Below are 16,103 nucleotides of genomic sequence, written 5' to 3'. Positions count from 1 at the left end.
AAAAAATGACGCTTGGTGTTGCCGTAAAAGCCGATGAATACTAAAATGCGCATGCTTTTGGTGCTCGCGAACACGGCTGTGTTTGCAGTTAAACGGGAAACACGCAATACGTGTGCTGCCCCCGCAACGGAAAACAAGCGTCACGAACCGTATAATTGCCCCATATGCCTGCTGCAAGCATCAGGTTGATTATCGCCCGTGACAAGCTGCCTCTGACGCCACTGTGCTGATTTGCATGGGAAGGTAAGGCAGTTGGACTTGATAGCCCGGATACCGGCCAAAGCGGGTGGAAATACCACTGAGGAAGCAATTTACAGGGTCATCGGTAAAGCGCGATAAATCTGAATTGGTATCTCTTTTGAATCAGCTCGCGGGGAGGCAAGCTGATACGTATTCATAATTAATTTATCATGACTTCAATTGTTTTAAAGACCCGTCCGCGCACCCCAGCGCGAATGATTGCGCCCTGGTGCCTTTCTACTCTGGTTATTTCTACTTTCTCGTTTTCTATTTTGGCGCACGCTGCGTCCGACGAAGCGCTCGATCCGGTACTGGTAACAGCTACCCGCACGCCGCAAAAGGCTGGCGATGTATTGAGCGACAACGTGACCATATCTGCGCAACAAATTGCGCAATCAGGCCAAACTTCGCTGGTTGAACTGTTGCAGAAGCAACGCGGTATCGAGATATCCACTTATGGTGGTCCCGGCACCACTGCATCGGTTTTCATGCGTGGTGCGGCGAACAACCAGAACGTGGTATTAATTGATGGCGTCCGCGTGGGGTCCTCCACCACTGGCGGCGCGACCTGGTCCAGTATTCCACTGTCGCAAATCGATCACATTGAAATTGTGTACGGTCCACTTAGCAGTTTTTACGGTGCTGATGCCATCGGTGGCGTTATCCAGATTTTCACCAGAAAAGGCGCTGGTACATCCCGCTTTAACGCCTCGGCCGGATACGGCAGTTACGGCACGCGCACGATGGATGCGAGCGTTTCTGGATCCACTGAAGGCGATCATCGCTTTAGCTACGCGATCGCCGCTGCGCATGAAAGTGCGGACGGTTTTTCCGCAACCAAGCCGAACCCTTCGCCTTATAGCGCTTACGATCCGGATAAAGATGGCTACAAAAAAGACAGCACGAGCGGTCAGTTTGGCATTGTGTTGGCCAAGGGACAGGAAGTTGGTGTCACCTTCTTACAGAGCCGACTGAATGCGCAGTTCGACAACGGTCCCGGCTTTGATGCCCGGACTATTCAAAAACTGACAGACGTGGCAGTGTATGCCAAAAACCAGATAGTGCCGTGGTGGACCAGCAAGCTTCAGCTATCGCAGACCACAGATAAGTCGACCAATATCAGTAGCGATCAGTCTTATGGATATAGTGAAATTACCACGACGCAGAATAACTACAGCTGGCAGAATGATTTGCTGCTGGGACCGGATGTTTTGCAGTTATTGTTTGAGCGTCGCGTCGAAGAAGTTGCTGCTACCGGGTTGTCTGGAGACCGCACCACCAACTCTGCGGCGGCATCGTACCAATTAAAACGCGGAGCACATCTGGCAACGATCAGTATCCGCAATGACAACAGCGCACAGTTTGGCGATCATGTCACCGGAAGTCTTGGCTACGGGTATCGTCTGAGCAAGGACTGGCGCGCCAATGCAAGCTATGGCACCAGTTTCAGAGCGCCAACTTTTAACGAGTTGTATTACCCGGGTTATGGGATTGCTACCAACAAGCCAGAAAAAGGGAAAAATGCCGAATTGGGGCTTGTCTACGATGATGGAACGTCACAGTTAAATGTTTCTTACTATCGTAACAAAATCACCGATTTGATAATCTCTACGTCGACTTGCCCAATCGATCCCGCAGCCTATCCTTACGGCTGCGCGTATAACGTTGACAAGGCCACGCTGGAAGGTGTTTCGGTAGGCGCCAGCAGGCTTCTGGGCGACTGGGCGTTACGTGCTTCAATGGACCTACAAAACCCGCGTGATGACACGACCGGTAAATTGTTGCCGCGACGTGCGCGGCAGCATGCAACGGTGGCGCTGGATTATGGTAGCGGCGCGACAAAGGCCGGTGTTGAACTTGTGACCTCGGGTAAACGTTACGATGACACAGACAATCAGACGGTGCTCGGTGGCTATAGTGTGGTTAATTTATATGCCAGTTATGACTTGACCGGCAATTGGGCGTTGTTTGGACGCTGGAATAATGTGTTTAATAAGGATTACGAATTGGCGCGATACTATGCGACTGCTGGCTCCAACTTGTTTGTTGGGGTTCGTTACGGATTCAGATAAGTAGTCGTTGGTCAATTTTTTGTACGAAAGAAAAAGTGATTATCAGCACAGCAATCAAAAAATCTCAATCTCCTTCGCTGTGCGTGATGCAGGGCAGAAGGCGCGCAATCGTGATACTTAGTGGCGTCGGTTTGCTAGCGCTAATCAGTATTTTTTTTGCATGTGCGGTCGGTTCGGTGACGTTGCCGTTTTCTGAAATTGTTGGCGCTTTGACTGATGTGTTACGCGGTGCGCCCAAGACCATGGCGGCGACGCTATTGGCGCTGCGTCTTGAACGCGCTTTAGCGGGGTTTGTTACGGGCGCAATGCTAGCGTTAGCTGGAGTGATGATGCAGGCGTTATTGCGTAATCCGTTGGCCGACCCTTATGTGCTGGGCGTCTCTGGCGGTGCTGCGGTGGGGGCGTTGTTGGCGATGCTGTTTTTTAGTGCGACGTGGATGATTGATGTCGCCGCTTTTGCTGGCGCGATTGCTGTCGCGCTATTACTCTTCGGCCTGGCTTATCGCGATTTACGTGGCGGCATTGCGGATGGTAATGCGCCCTTGCTATTGTTGACCGGCGTGATTGTTGCGTCGGGCTGCGGGGCCATGGTCACATTGATGCTGTCGATCGCGCCGGACAGCCGACTGCGCAGCATGGTGTTTTGGCTAATCGGTGATTTGTCTGGTACACAATTGCGTTGGCTTCCTTGGGTCGTTTTGAGCGGCGCGATGATTTTCGCTTTGCGCAAGGCGCGCCACATCAACGTCATGGTATTACATGCAGAAGCCGCGGCCACGCTGGGAATCCACGTGGCATCGTTGCGTAAAGGATTATTCTTTTGCGCGGCCTTATTGACCGCCTGCACCGTAAGCAGTGCGGGCGCGATAGGCTTTGTCGGACTAATCGTGCCACATGCATGCCGCTTTGCATTGGGCCCGGATCACCGTTTGTTGTTGCCAGCGGCGGCGATTGTCGGCGGCACTTTTCTGGTCCTTGCGGACACGTTGGCGCGTACAGTCATCGCGCCGACTCAATTGCCGGTAGGCGTGATTACGGCATTGATCGGGGTGCCAGCCTTTTTATTGCAATTACACCATATTCGCAAACGATGATAACGACGCCTTCGCTTATGCGCACGCGCGACCTGACAATGACTATTGGGGACCGTACGCTGGTTGCTGGTCTCCATTGGGAGTTGCGTCCCGGTCAGCTTTGGTGTGTCATTGGACGTAATGGGGCTGGAAAGAGTACCTTTCTGCGTTGTCTGGCCGGTTTGCGCCCAGCCGATGGCGGTATGGTTGAGCTGTCCGGGCGCCCCTTATCGGAGTGGTCCTTGCAAGATCTGGCGCGTATGCGGGCATTCTTGCCCCAAGGCACCCGCGATGCCTTCGGCTATCGGGTGATTGAAGCCGTATTGGCTGCGCGGCATCCGTATCATGACGCACGCTATTGGGAGTCTGAGGCCGACCGGGAGTCTGCTTTCGCAGCCTTGCGGGCGCTTGACGTAGAGGCATTGGCGGAGCGTGATATCCGTACCCTCTCAGGTGGCGAGCGTCAGCGCGTAGCGATCGCGGCGGTGCTGGCACAGGATACGCCTTTGTTATTGCTGGATGAACCCGCGAACGCGCTCGACCTGGCGCATCAGGTCAGCGTCATGCAATTGTTGGCTGAATTGTGTGGTGCAATGGGCTCGGACAAGGCGGTAGTGATGGTCGGTCACGACCTTAACCTGGCACATAGTGTCGCCAGTCATGCGCTATTGTTGATGGGAGATGGACAGTGGCAAGCAGGTCCGGTGGCAAAGGTGATGACAGGCCCTATTTTAAGCCGTTGTCTGGGGCATCCGATAGAACTGGTTCGCCACGAAAATAGGACTATTTTTATTCCCGTGGACAAAAGCTCACGAGGCTCACCAGCCAACGTCCTTTGATGTAAAAGGGCATTTATTTCTTCGATAAATTTTCTACAAATCCGTTAGCTGCGCGTGCAGATTTTGTTCGTTCAACCGATATTCAAGCAAATAACCTAAAACCAATCGCCATGAAACGCGCCCTTATTCTTGCCATTTGCTTTATTACCGTACAAATTGCTGTAATGGCAAACGCTGCCGGAGCGGTCAGTGCTCAAGATGATGCCGGTAATATCGTCACGCTAGCCCGGCCAGCAATGCGCGTGGTGACGTTGGCACCGCATGCGACGGAATTGGTATTTTCCGCTGGCGGTGGTGCGCGTATCGTCGGTACGGTGACATACAGCGATTATCCGGATGCTGCCAAACAAATCCCTAGGATTGGCGACAGCAACTTGCTGGATATCGAGCGCCTGATCGCGCTAAAGCCGGATCTGCTCGTGGTCTGGCGCCACAGCGGCGCCGACCGTCAGGTGGAGCAATTGCGCAAGTTAGGAATTCCCTTATTTTTCAGCGAGCCACGTAAGCTACGCGATATTCCGGACAGCGTGATTCGCTTGGGTAAGTTGTTAGGTACTTCCAAAGAAGCCGAAAAAGCATCCGCAGCGATGCTTTGGAAAATCAATGCACTGACCACCGCATATCAGCAGCGCCCGCGGGTCCGGGTGTTTTATCAGGTCTGGAGTCGGCCCTTGTATACGCTTAACGGCAATCAGATTGTCAGCGACGCGATCAACATCTGCGGCGGCGAAAATATCTTCGCTAAGCTGGCGGTAACAGCACCGGTAGTAAACATCGAAGCAGTATTAATTGAAAACCCCGAGGTACTAATAAGTGGTCAGCGCAAAGACGATAAAAGCGATCTGGACTATTGGCGCAGTTACCCGGGCTTGCTGGCAGTGCAACGCGATAATCTGTTCGGTATCGACGCCGATTTGATGAACCGCGCAGGACCGCGTTTAATCGAGGGTACGGCTATTTTGTGCGAAAAATTAGACGTGGCACGTACGCGCCGCACACTTCGTTGATACATAATTATTTACACCCTCATAAGTGACGTTTAAGGGCGCGCTAACATAAAACCTGCGTATCCGGATGTAGGCCAAAACTAGATTACAGCAGTTAAACAGGTATTAGTTTTAATATTGATATAGGCAGCTTAGATTCCTGAAACTCAAAAGCAGGCTAAATGCCCTTGCCCCTGGCCGCAAGTTGTTCATCAACATGTCCCATCCCACTTATGCCGCACCTCCGCACCTTCGGCGGACGCCTAAATATCAGTCGTAGTTAAACCGGAATGATCAGGCGATATGCCCCAATGGAGTTAGAAGGGTTTGGTTCTGGAGTTGTCTTCCATTCTGCTCTGATTCAAAATTCCAATTTTTTCATTCTTGTCTTATTGCCTCATCCAGTAGTTGCCTATAAATTCTGATGTAACCATATGGCAGAATAGATAAGCTCGTTGCCAGAACATTAAAAGTAAATTTCGTTAGTAAATACTATTGTGCTGTGCAGTTCAACACGTAATGTGGCGCACAGCATTGCGCCATTTTCAGGGAAAGGAACTCTTCATACCGCAATAATATGGCAAGTCAAACCGAAGCTGATTCTTTTTGTTATTACGAAAGGTTTGAAAATGCGAATAATTAATCCTTTGTTCCCCCGCCCCAGTACTTATAACCGCGTGGAGCAGTCCGCGCCAGCGCCCGCAATCAGCAATGTCGCCGCTAAGTAATAGCCGCCCGTAGTTCATCAATGCAACTTCGTGCATTCAGTTGGCCCACGTCATTATTAACGCCTTATTCACGCCCGGCTGGAATAGTGAAAAATTCAGGTCGGATAGCGGAGCGCTCCGGTCGTCGGGCTATGCCGAAAGAGGTAGCGCTATTCGCTCCCGGTAGTCAAAGGCTGTCTTCAAGAAAGCCCACTATCAATGCTGTACACACTAAGCCAATTAACATGATCCTACAAAATTATTCTCCACTTTACTTTTTCAGCAGAGCCTTTCAGAAGCGCAACGGCGGAAATTATATCCGGCCACATATCGGGTAATAGATACTTTGATCAGTCCTAGCAAATGGATGAGTGCGAAAGTTACGCTGACTTTCATTGCGCTGTTGCCAGATTTTTCAAAAAATCGCATGTTGCTCATTGTCAGGGATGACCGCAGTGTATTCCAGGCATATACCAGTGGAAAGTTCATCGCAATTGAGAGCGTTCCAGATAACGTGCCCCACGACGTCATCCGGCGAAATGCTGACGATAAATTCAGCGTTATCTTTGGCCACGACGGAAAAACTTACACAAATAGGACCTCACTATTTCGACGCAGGCGGAAGAAAGTCTACATGTTTAAAAGAGATAGAGTATTGCTTACCATATACGGTAGTGTTTGCACTATCCGCACAAATGGGAAGAATGGCAACTCCTTACGAGACAAAGTTATTCATGCACAAGCTGATCCATGATGCAATGCGTAACGCGGACTACATTGAAAGTACTATTGACAACGTCGCGAATCGAGAAGCGCCGCTACTAGCACCCGTGATATTACGCAAATAACACCGCCGTCGTCGCCCCCACCCTCCACCGCACAAGCCTTATTACGAAGTTAAGTCTTTGCTAAAAATCTCATCACCACAGCAGAAAGAAGCACAAACGTGGTATTCGATGGGGCAGGGCCAGATGCCGGAGAGCGGTTGAATAATCAGATAATTACTAGTCCGCAGACTGTATGGGCGCGAATGTAATAGAGCGTTGGTAGTGCAAGGTTGTCAAACGCTCTTCATAGGGGCCATGCCCCCGACAATTGCGACGACTTCGACTGATGAAAAGCCGATGTTCAAGCAGTGGATCGATAATGATGACAAAGAGGACTTTAATTCCAACGATCCAAAACGCCTTGCCGAATAGGAGCGCCCCAGAATGTGTCGCAAAAAAGTAATCTAATGGACGCCCGCTTTCAAATACGGCATCAACGTGCCTGAGTGTAAATCGTAGCTATCCACTAACAATGAAAGGGGCATCCAAGTAAACGATACTATTGACATAGATTGGGCAAAGAACATTTTTTTAGCTTCATGGTGTCGTTACGGCTGTCCGCCCCCCCAACAGTATCCTCGGAGCACCGCGCTGGAATTGTCCGCCAGACTTTCCGTAGCGATAACGCCAGACAAGACTTTTAAATCCCGCTCCCCAAAGATCACTAACGCCCCCCGTTGTGGGCGGACTTGCAGACCGATTGCTTTACTCACTCTACGGTTTCACCACGCCCCTAGCATGCTATATCGGTCCATCGAGCGTCATTTTCATGGCTACGAATAACCGCCTCAATAAACGCCATCCCCGCCACACCATCATGAACATTAGTAAGCCAGCGTGCCGCCTCGGGAATCGACTGACCCGCATTAACAGCCATAATCTGCAACGCTGCATCAACATATAATTGCGCAAAAGCTTCAATATAGCCCTCGGGATGGCCAGCTGGCAATCGCGTGGCATGTGCCGCTGCCGCGCTCCCAACGCGCCCCGGCGTTAAGCGCTGAGCATTGCCGCCTTGCGGTGTAAACCATAATTCGTTGGGATTTTCCTGATTGAAGGCCAGTTGGGCCTTGCTGCCATACAAACGTATGCGCACTGCATTTTCACAGCCGGTTGCAACCTGACTCGCCCACAGCGTTCCACGGGCGCCGTTGGCATAGCGCAGCATCACTTGCACATGGTCATCCAGAGGGCGACCAGGAACGAAAGTATGCAGTTCAGCCAGCAACTGGGTGGGCGTCTCACCGCTGATAAACTGCGCCATTTGATAAGCATGCGTGCCGACATCAGCCAACGTTCCACCAGGGCCCGAACGTAGTGGATCGTTGTGCCAGTTATCAGCGGCGCCGGTATTGGCGCTGCCGATAGAAGCAGCCAGCCAATCCTGTGAATACTCGACCTGGATCAACCTTAAGTCGCCCAAATCACCCGCTTCGACCATTGCTCGGGCATGCCGCACCATCGGATAACCGGTGTAGGTATGCGTCAGTGCAAAAACACGGTTTTTTTGTAAGGCAAGCGCCGCTAGTTGCCGACCTTCCTTGAGCGAAATACCCAACGGCTTATCGCAGATTACATGGATTCCCACCTCTAAAAATGCCGTTGCAACCGGTGCATGCAAATAATTTGGCGTGACAATCGCCACCACCTCGACGCCATCCGGTCTTGCTGCTTCCTGACGCGCCATCTCCCGATAGTCGCTATAACTTCGGCGCGGATCAAGGCGTATGGCGTCAGCGCTGTTGGCAGCGCGTGTCGGATCGCTCGACAACGCGGCTGCTACCAATTCATAATAATCATCAAGCCGCGCCGCAATCCGATGCACCGAACCGATGAAAGCACCCTGACCACCGCCAACCATTCCTAATCTTAAACGCCGTTGCATTGTCTGCTCCTAAAGTGCTCAGGCCTTTATTGGTCTGAGCAATTGATTGATTTGATCTTCACAAGCACAAGCCGAACTAAATTCAGTTGAATTGAATCAACCCTTGAGCGGCTAGCTCACAGCGCTTGAAATACAAGCAACTACGGCGCGCCCGTGGGCGGAGACATCTCCTCCCGAACCCGCATAAAACTGGCAAATCGCGGTACGCCACTGGGGTTCAACCCGCGATAGCGATAGGTGATCCAGCTCCCGATCACTGGTGGCTTTTGTCGGTCCGTATCCTTAAAGCCGGTGCCGATCCGAAAACGTAATCCCTTTGGCGTTTCTACTACTAGCGCTCCCATTACTCCTTGATGCTTTCCTTTGCCTGGAAGGTAACCGACGACCTTTGCTTCGGTATCGTCGTGGGTTTTAAGTTTCAATAAGTCATCGCTACGGATGCCGCGATAGAGTGCATCTCCCCGATGCAACATCAAACCTTCACCATCTTGCCTGACATTTCTTTCGAGCATTGCGGTCAGCGACTTTTGATCTTTGACCTTAACTTGCGCCACTGGCTGCACCCACGGCTTTGCTAATGTGGTAACCAGATTTTGCATCGCCAGAATGCGCGTATCAAACGTTCCAGGATATGCAGGCAAATCAAATACCATAAACTGTATTTGTCGCCATGCTGCATCATCGGGCGTCTTTTGCCTGACGGTAGACACCGCCTGATTAAATTGTCCGCGCCCAGCCCACAACTCACCGTCCATCGCTACCTTCGGCCACCCGGAGGTGAACCATGCCGGCGCATAAATCGGATTGCCACCGCGCGTCCACAAAGCCTCGCCGTCCCAATATCCCCGCACGCCATCAAACTTTTCGCTCACCCAATAATTATTCAAATTCACGCCCGGATGATAAACGTTTGCCTGCATTAACGGTGGAGGAGGTCGCTCGGTCGTTGTGGCGCTTAGTGACAACGGCTGGAGCAATAGTGTGGAGACGAATAGCGCAAATAAATATTTTCGATAATGTAAACTGAAATTGCGGATAACAGGAAATGGCAGGTCGGTGGTGCCGGGGGACATTTGCTTCCTTATATTTGTTGTCTGAATTATCGAGTGTGAAAGTATAACTTTTAAGTAAAGAACGCTCCCAGTATGTTGGCTGCTGTCTTTCACTGGTCGCGCATTGGCAACGCGTACCTCCGTGCACGACTGACATCCAACGCAAGCACGCGATTGTTTTGCGACCAGTTGCAGCTTCTATTCAAACACATGCCGTTGCCGCAAATAGCCACTACCTTCTCGTCGTGTTCTGGTTTGGGAACGAATGACCCAATTACGCAATTCCGCCACATCCACATCACCCTGCGTCGGAAAAAATTCGGCCAGTGTGGCTTGTTCAGCCGGTGAAAATCCGATTTGCTGCTCGGCTCTTTCCTGTGCCCTAATTTTGTCTCTGCGGTAACCAGAAAAATTGTCAGCGTGTTTGATAGTGTCTATACGCTTTTGCAGTATCTGACCTATCTTTGGATCGGCTTTAATGGCGTCCTGATAGTTCTTCCATACCCGACTTCGATACGGTGTCGTCGGGGCTTCGCCATCGTTGTCAAAATCGGTTGCCATCGACAATAATTCTTCCGCCTTATCCAGGTTCGATTGGTAACCGGCAATAGAAAAGCTGGCCAGTGAATCGTGAAGATACTCTTCCAGCAATACCAGAAAAGGGGTTTTCGGGGAGATTGGGCTTCTCATCATTTCTTCCAGTGCCCATAACTCTTCTGGCCCTGGCACAGCACCTTCCTTTGCTAATCTTAATTGCCAGGCGTTAACGCTCAGGTGTGGTTCTGCACTAAACTGCAAGAGCGGGCTACCGGGAATATTGGCAGGTCGGTTAGCGCCGCCGGGCAATACTCTCGCTACTTCGGCCCGTTGCCTGAGCAGGCCCACATCTCCTCGCAGCAAAACGTTATAGCTCTGCAGATCTTCCTGAGCTTGCGGATTGGCGCGGCTATACCCAAGCGAGTTATCCAAACCGCCCAAATACAGTCGCCTGAATGCGTAATACAGCGCCATGTGTTTGCGCACCATGCCGCGATAGGTGCGGACAATGTTATCTCCGGGCACCCCCTCAAACGCACTTTGCCCCGCCGCCATATAATCGTTCCAGGCGACCGCCAGTCGTGGGCTGATGATGTAGTCCTTTTTAAGGCGCTCATCCATCACACAATAGGCGGCCAGTGCAACGCCTGCTTTACTGGCGGCCCGATGCATGTGTGCCAGCGCGACCTGCGCTACCAGCAATCCCGTCTCGCCTTTATTGTTGCGCATGGCGCGCCCCTGATCGCCGGGCGCATAGGCACCCCCGACATCCGAATGCACACCGGGATAGAGCACTTCGGTCACGTTATGACCCTTTACCCGTGTCAGCGGAAAGTTGCGACGTTGCTCATGGGCTGCGATAAAATGGACCGTCTGTTTAACGCAGTCTGGTAATGGATCAAAGAGTTGTTTGGCCCAGCTCCAATGTCCATCTGCGGCTGAGAACGGAAGGGTTTCCGCGATCGATTGCGATGGCCCGATACTTGAGACACTATCGAACAATCCTAAAAAATCAATGCTGACCGGCAGGCCCGCAAAAGTATTATCTGGGGACAACAGTTCGCTAAACCAGTAACAGAACGCCCGCGCTTGTGCCGCGCCACGTGAAAAGCCAATCACAGAGAGGCTGATGTGCGCAATGTCCGGCCATGGACGTTTTATGCGTGCAGCGATCAGTTCGGGCGTTATTTTTTTATTGAAGGCATTCAGCCAACTACGCGAGTTGGGAAGCGGAGCGTGGGGATTCAGCGGATCGCTGTTATCGAGGTCTTGGGCGTATTGTTGGAGTTTGGTGGCAATCTCTAAATCATGGAACATCGCAATGTCTTCATTAAATGTCCTATATACCGCGTTGCACACCTGCAACAAGCCAAATAAAATTCTTGCCGCACCGCCTTCTCCAAATGCATTGCCGCGTGCCGATTCCCCTAATTCGCGATTGGCAGGAAAAGGAGTACCTACTCCCGGAACGTAGAATTTATAATGATAAGGTTCCTGAAGTGCTCCTTTTTCATTAACATCTTTATGGGCATTAAATAATTTTACGACATTCGTGTGACCGTTATTGGGCTCATCGCGATCCTTATTGTTGTTGGTGCCATCAAAGAAAATCCCTATCTTGATCCCGCACTGACATGGCGGTCCATTTTTTGCCGGGCGTTTATCCAAGCCTTGTACCGCACATAGTTCAGTGACCGATAGCGCCATTTCATTTTCGATGCGATCAGAAATAATGAGTGGTGCAGATTTAATAGTGGTATGCATTTATTCTTCCTCTGGTGGCGCAACGGTAGCGCTACTTAATATGGGATGTTGAGGACTTTGGGGATAACTAAGGGGCGATGAGACTACCCGTACTTCGTCGTTTGCAAAGAAATGAACAAAGAGTGTTCCTGGCATATCATATCGCCTGATTGAAGTAGTTTTTTCTATCCATGCACGTGCGTTCGGTTTCCAGCGAACTTTGACCTTCATACCCGATTGCCAATGCATCGGCAGCATATAGCCAAAAGCCCCAGTGCCTCCGCAACTAAGGCCACCGACCATACGCGTACTATAAAATTCCTCGACAGTGAATGAAGAGATAGATGGCGCTCCGTCGTGACTTAAACAACCTATCGATACCGGGGCCATCGCTATATCAACATACGGAATTATCTGTAAAGGTCGGGCAGGTTTGGAAGTCTTTGTAGCGCAGGCGCTGAGCATAAAGATGACCGCTATTAACAGAACGTTTTGTATTCGCATTTTTAGTCCCGGGTGTCGGTAATGGGGGAACGGTGATTACCAAAAAACGTGTCGGGGGTGTCTGTCCATGCCTTGCACGACACGTAATGCGGTAACCGACAATGCCATTTCATTTTTCGATGCGGTCAGAAATAATGAGTGGTGCAGATTGAATAGTGGTATGCATTTATTCTTCCTCTGGGGGTGCAACGGTAACGCTATTTAATATGGGATGTTTAGGACTCTGTGGATAACTGAGAGGCGATGAGACTACCCGTACTTCGTCGTTTGCAAAGAAATGGACAAAGAGTGTTCCTGGCATGTCATATCGCCTGATTGAAGTAGTTTTTTCTATCCAGTAATCTTCACCTTTGATCGGTCGATTCCAACGCACTTTGACCTTCATCCCCGAATGCCACTGCATCGGCAGCATATAGCCAAAAGCTCCAGTGCCTCCACAACTGAGACCACCCACCATACGCTTGCTATAAAATTCCTCGACAGAGAATGAATAGATGTACGGCGCTCCGTCGTGACTTAAACAACCTATCGATACCGGGGCCATCGCTATATCAACATACGGAATTATTTGTAAAGGTCGGGCAGGTTTGGAGGTCTTTGTAGCGCAGGCGCTGAGCATAAAGATGACCGCTATTAACAGAACGTTTTGTATTCGCATTTTTAGTCCCGGGTGTCGGTAATGGGGGAACGGTGATTACCAAAAAACGTGTCGGGGGTGTCTGTCCATGCCTTGCACGACACGTAATGCGGTAACCGACAATGCCATTTCATTTTTCGATGCGGTCAGAAATAATGAGTGGTGCAGATTCAATAGTGGTATGCATTTATTCTTCCTCTGGTGGTGCAACGGTAACGCTATTTAATATGGGATGTTGAGGACTCTGTGGATAACTGAGAGGCGATGAGACTATCCGTACTTCGTCGTTTGCAAAAAAATGAACGAAAATGTCTCCTGCTTCGTCATATCGTCTGATAGCAGTGGTTTTTTCTATCCATTCACGTGCGTTCGGTTTCCAGCGAACTTTGACCTTCATTCCTGGCTTCCACTGCAGAGGCAGCATATAAGCAAAAGCTCCCGAACCTCCACAACTGAGTCCACCCACCATACGCTTGCTATAAAATTCCTCGACAGAGAATGAATAGATGTACGGCGCTCCGTCGTGGCTTAGACATCCTATCGATACCGGGGCCATCGGTATATCAACATACGGAATTATCTGTAAGGATCGGGCAGGTTTAGAGGTCTTCAGAGCGCAGGCGCTGAGCATAAAGATGACCGCTATTAACAGAACGTTTTGTATTCGCATTTTTTGTCTTTGATAATGAGTTGAATATTACGTAAAACGCTGTATCGCGATTTTCGTTCCGTGTTGTTGGGCCGCGTCCAGCATAGCCACTGCGCGTTCGCGATCTGACATCCTCAGTGCATGCGACAGTAAATCTCTGCGTTCAGTGTCATCCATGATGTCGCGGCGATCCATGGCGGCGAGCATGCTGGTGATCATCGTGTACTTTATGGACAGCGGCGCACCGGTGACAAGGGCTGGTACTGTTCGGGCGAAATGACACAATAGGTAGGCTGCCTCGCCACCATGTATTAGCCGTGCGTATTGTTTGTCGGTGATATCGATTGCGTTGTCGGCGCTTACAATGGGCGGCGTGTAGGATGTGGCATTGAAGCAGGTGCCCTCTATAGTGGTCAGCGTTCCTCCGCGATTAACTAAATGCCACGCGGTGAAGCCGGAGCAGAATTTAATGCGTTGTGCGTCATTCAGGCATCGCAAAATATTTTGACTGCACATGGCGTCGGAAAATCGCAGCGGGAAACATAGTCCATCGGAGGGTGTACGTACTTGCAGGAACGCTGAGAAGTGGCGTTGCAATGCATGGATTGTCAGCGTACTTTGCAGGAGGCTGAACATCGGAACGCCTTGACTGCGTGCTAATAATCGGGGCAAGCGAGTCATTTCAGCAGTGAGCAAAAAGGGAGCGCATTCTTCGAGACCGCTTAATACCGAGTTCTCATAGAGCGACACAACGCCTGTCCGCAGCCCCTTACTTTGCATGAAGAACTCGGAGGCCAGCTCGTCATCAAACGTCCCATTGATTAATAGAGTGGTTATGAGATCGGGATGCTTTTCGGTTAGCGCCGCCAATGTCGCTTCGATCTGACCTAATAAATCGGGATGGTGTGGATCAACGCCGTAATTCATATGCTTTTCCTTGATGGCTGTTTTTTATTTGCGGGGTCGCTTAAAGATCTTTGTGCAGTCATTGCCGCTTTTTCACATTCTTTGCATACAGCCTGCGGAAACTGTGGCCACTCTACCGGCAGGCTATCGGGCCCGACCATCGAATGCCCGGCGGCATGGGCGGTCCAGCTACCTTTGGTGCCGCTGGTCATCCCGCTGGCATTCCAACGGCTATAGCTGCCACCGCCATTGATGCAGACTTCTTCTTTGGCGTTGATGGTGATCTGCGTGGCGGTGTGGGTAATGTTAAGTCTGGCTAAAATGTTAACGCTATCTTTCAACGCCGAGAGTTGAATGTCGCCGCTGGCGGCCAGCATTTTCATCCCCGCGTTATACGCAAACAGCCGAATCCCGTTTTTTACATTCGCGATCAGCCGCTGTCCGACCGATAAACTCAGGCTCTCGCCGCTGGTCAGCGCGATCTGTTCACCGCTGGCAATGTGCGTCGAGTGCGGGGTCGTCGTCGCGATGCCCGCCGGGCTGGCCAGCAGCAGATGCGGTGCCGTGAATTCCGGAAAGATATTGTCGGACGGATTGCCGCCGCTGCCAGCCAGCGCCGATTGTTGGGTCGCCAGTCGGTGGATGACCGCATCGTTGTCGGCCGCCTCCAGCGCCCCATGTTGCTGCGCCAGAGCAGCCAGACGTTGCTGCTGCGCCTGCGCCGCAGCCAGACGCTGGACTGTTTCGCTGGCGTCGGTAGTATGCCCGGCGGCGTTGGTGCGCGCTTCGGTCGTGATCAGCAAACCGTCTCTGGCCCGGATCGCGCCATGCCCGTCGGTACGCAATTCAAAGCCTTGTCCGCGTGCATCTTTGCGTCCGGCATTGTCATCAATGCGCGTGATGTGGCCTAAGCTCAACTGGCTATGCTGGTGATCGCTTTTGAGCTGACTCTGTATTTTACCGGCGGTGTCGTCGAGCACCAGATGGTTGCTGCGCCCGGCCACCGCATTGCCGCCCGCCGGCGTCAGTTCGCGTGAGCGCAAGCCCGATAACGCGCTTTGCCCGGGCAGCGCCCACGGCGGACCGTTCATCTGGTTAAACACGCGTCCGGTGCAAATCGGCAAGTCCGGGTCACCGCCGATGAAGTCAACAATCACTTCCTGCCCGATCCGCGGCACCTGCATGCTGCCAAGCTGGTTACCGGCCCACGGTGATGCGACCCGGACCCAGCAACTGCTGGTCTGATCCCGGCGTCCCGAGCGGTCCCACGGGAACTGCACTTTGATGCGTCCGAGCACATCGGTCCACAGGTTGTGGCCGGCCGGGCCGACCACGCGTGCGGTGGACGGGCCGTGCGTGAACGGTTTAACGGTCAGCCGTTCGGGGCGCAGATTATCGCTGGTCGGCTGCACCGTCACATCGGCCTGGACCCGATAGCGTTGCCGT

At 51.7% G+C, this 16,103-nt stretch carries 12 protein-coding genes and 1 riboswitch; of the genes, 4 read left to right on the top strand and 8 right to left on the bottom strand.

The annotated features are described in order from the left end of the window. Positions 1-40 precede the first annotated feature (40 nt). A riboswitch (cobalamin riboswitch) is annotated at positions 41-296 on the top strand. A 114-nt stretch (positions 297-410) separates the two neighbouring features. From HAV38_RS16945 to HAV38_RS16930, 4 genes are all read left to right on the top strand, one after another. Then, entirely contained in the window at positions 411-2,312 is a 1,902-nt protein-coding gene (locus HAV38_RS16945) for a TonB-dependent receptor domain-containing protein (RefSeq protein ID WP_245182410.1), read from the top strand. A gap of 86 nt (positions 2,313-2,398) precedes the next feature. After that, positions 2,399-3,406, top strand: a complete 1,008-nt coding sequence (locus HAV38_RS16940) for a FecCD family ABC transporter permease (protein WP_168056611.1) — start codon at positions 2,399-2,401, stop codon at positions 3,404-3,406. 38 nt (positions 3,407-3,444) lie between these two features. Then, complete coding sequence (locus HAV38_RS16935) at positions 3,445-4,224, top strand: ABC transporter ATP-binding protein (protein ID WP_245182409.1); 780 nt, start codon at positions 3,445-3,447, stop codon at positions 4,222-4,224. Positions 4,225-4,334: 110 nt separating this feature from the next. Next, positions 4,335-5,231, top strand: coding sequence for a cobalamin-binding protein (locus HAV38_RS16930; protein WP_168056580.1), 897 nt, complete (start codon positions 4,335-4,337; stop codon positions 5,229-5,231). A gap of 2,246 nt (positions 5,232-7,477) precedes the next feature. Here HAV38_RS16930 and HAV38_RS16925 read toward each other — a convergent pair. The 8 genes from HAV38_RS16925 to HAV38_RS16890 form a co-directional block, all read right to left on the bottom strand. Further along, on the bottom strand, positions 7,478-8,629 hold the full coding sequence (locus HAV38_RS16925; RefSeq protein WP_168056579.1) for a Gfo/Idh/MocA family protein: 1,152 nt from the start codon (positions 8,627-8,629) through the stop codon (positions 7,478-7,480). 140 nt (positions 8,630-8,769) lie between these two features. Next, entirely contained in the window at positions 8,770-9,702 is a 933-nt protein-coding gene (locus tag HAV38_RS16920; RefSeq protein ID WP_168056578.1) for a DNA ligase, read from the bottom strand. A gap of 177 nt (positions 9,703-9,879) precedes the next feature. Continuing rightward, positions 9,880-11,982 carry a T6SS phospholipase effector Tle1-like catalytic domain-containing protein gene (locus HAV38_RS16915; protein ID WP_168056577.1) on the bottom strand — a complete coding sequence of 701 codons (2,103 nt, stop codon included), beginning with the start codon at positions 11,980-11,982 and terminating at the stop codon, positions 9,880-9,882. Continuing rightward, positions 11,983-12,465 carry a DUF3304 domain-containing protein gene (locus HAV38_RS16910; protein ID WP_168056576.1) on the bottom strand — a complete coding sequence of 161 codons (483 nt, stop codon included), beginning with the start codon at positions 12,463-12,465 and terminating at the stop codon, positions 11,983-11,985. It lies immediately after the preceding gene. Positions 12,466-12,631: 166 nt separating this feature from the next. Then, a complete protein-coding gene (locus tag HAV38_RS16905) occupies positions 12,632-13,123 on the bottom strand; it encodes a DUF3304 domain-containing protein (protein ID WP_168056575.1) in 492 nt (163 codons plus the stop codon). 166 nt (positions 13,124-13,289) lie between these two features. Further along, the gene (locus HAV38_RS22325) at positions 13,290-13,658 is read right to left on the bottom strand and encodes a DUF3304 domain-containing protein (protein ID WP_425338701.1); all 369 of its coding nucleotides are present in this window, start codon (positions 13,656-13,658) and stop codon (positions 13,290-13,292) included. Positions 13,659-13,799: 141 nt separating this feature from the next. After that, positions 13,800-14,678, bottom strand: coding sequence for a DUF4123 domain-containing protein (locus tag HAV38_RS16895; RefSeq protein ID WP_168056573.1), 879 nt, complete (start codon positions 14,676-14,678; stop codon positions 13,800-13,802). Beyond that, on the bottom strand, positions 14,675-16,103 hold a 1,429-nt coding region (locus HAV38_RS16890; RefSeq protein ID WP_168056572.1), incomplete at its 5' end, for a DUF2345 domain-containing protein. The genes HAV38_RS16890 and HAV38_RS16895, both read right to left, overlap by 4 nt.

The organism is Glaciimonas immobilis, assembly GCF_011947285.1.
Classification (GTDB): Bacteria; Pseudomonadota; Gammaproteobacteria; order Burkholderiales; family Burkholderiaceae_D; genus Glaciimonas; species Glaciimonas immobilis.
Note: the sequence above shows the minus strand (reverse complement) of the source record. Positions and strands in the feature narration are given on the sequence as shown.

Bases quoted from the DNA above. Each gene is read 5' to 3' on its own strand.
- HAV38_RS16910 (WP_168056576.1), bottom strand. From the start codon at position 12,465: ATGCGAATACAAAACGTTCTGTTAATAGCGGTCATCTTTATGCTCAGC.
- HAV38_RS16935 (WP_245182409.1), top strand. From the start codon at position 3,445: ATGACTATTGGGGACCGTACGCTGGTTGCTGGTCTCCATTGGGAGTTG.
- HAV38_RS16940 (WP_168056611.1), top strand. From the start codon at position 2,399: ATGCAGGGCAGAAGGCGCGCAATCGTGATACTTAGTGGCGTCGGTTTG.
- HAV38_RS16915 (WP_168056577.1), bottom strand. From the start codon at position 11,982: ATGCATACCACTATTAAATCTGCACCACTCATTATTTCTGATCGCATC.
- HAV38_RS16930 (WP_168056580.1), top strand. From the start codon at position 4,335: ATGAAACGCGCCCTTATTCTTGCCATTTGCTTTATTACCGTACAAATT.
- HAV38_RS16895 (WP_168056573.1), bottom strand. From the start codon at position 14,678: ATGAATTACGGCGTTGATCCACACCATCCCGATTTATTAGGTCAGATC.
- HAV38_RS16945 (WP_245182410.1), top strand. From the start codon at position 411: ATGACTTCAATTGTTTTAAAGACCCGTCCGCGCACCCCAGCGCGAATG.
- HAV38_RS22325 (WP_425338701.1), bottom strand. From the start codon at position 13,658: ATGGCCCCGGTATCGATAGGATGTCTAAGCCACGACGGAGCGCCGTAC.
- HAV38_RS16905 (WP_168056575.1), bottom strand. From the start codon at position 13,123: ATGCGAATACAAAACGTTCTGTTAATAGCGGTCATCTTTATGCTCAGC.
- HAV38_RS16920 (WP_168056578.1), bottom strand. From the start codon at position 9,702: ATGTCCCCCGGCACCACCGACCTGCCATTTCCTGTTATCCGCAATTTC.
- HAV38_RS16925 (WP_168056579.1), bottom strand. From the start codon at position 8,629: ATGCAACGGCGTTTAAGATTAGGAATGGTTGGCGGTGGTCAGGGTGCT.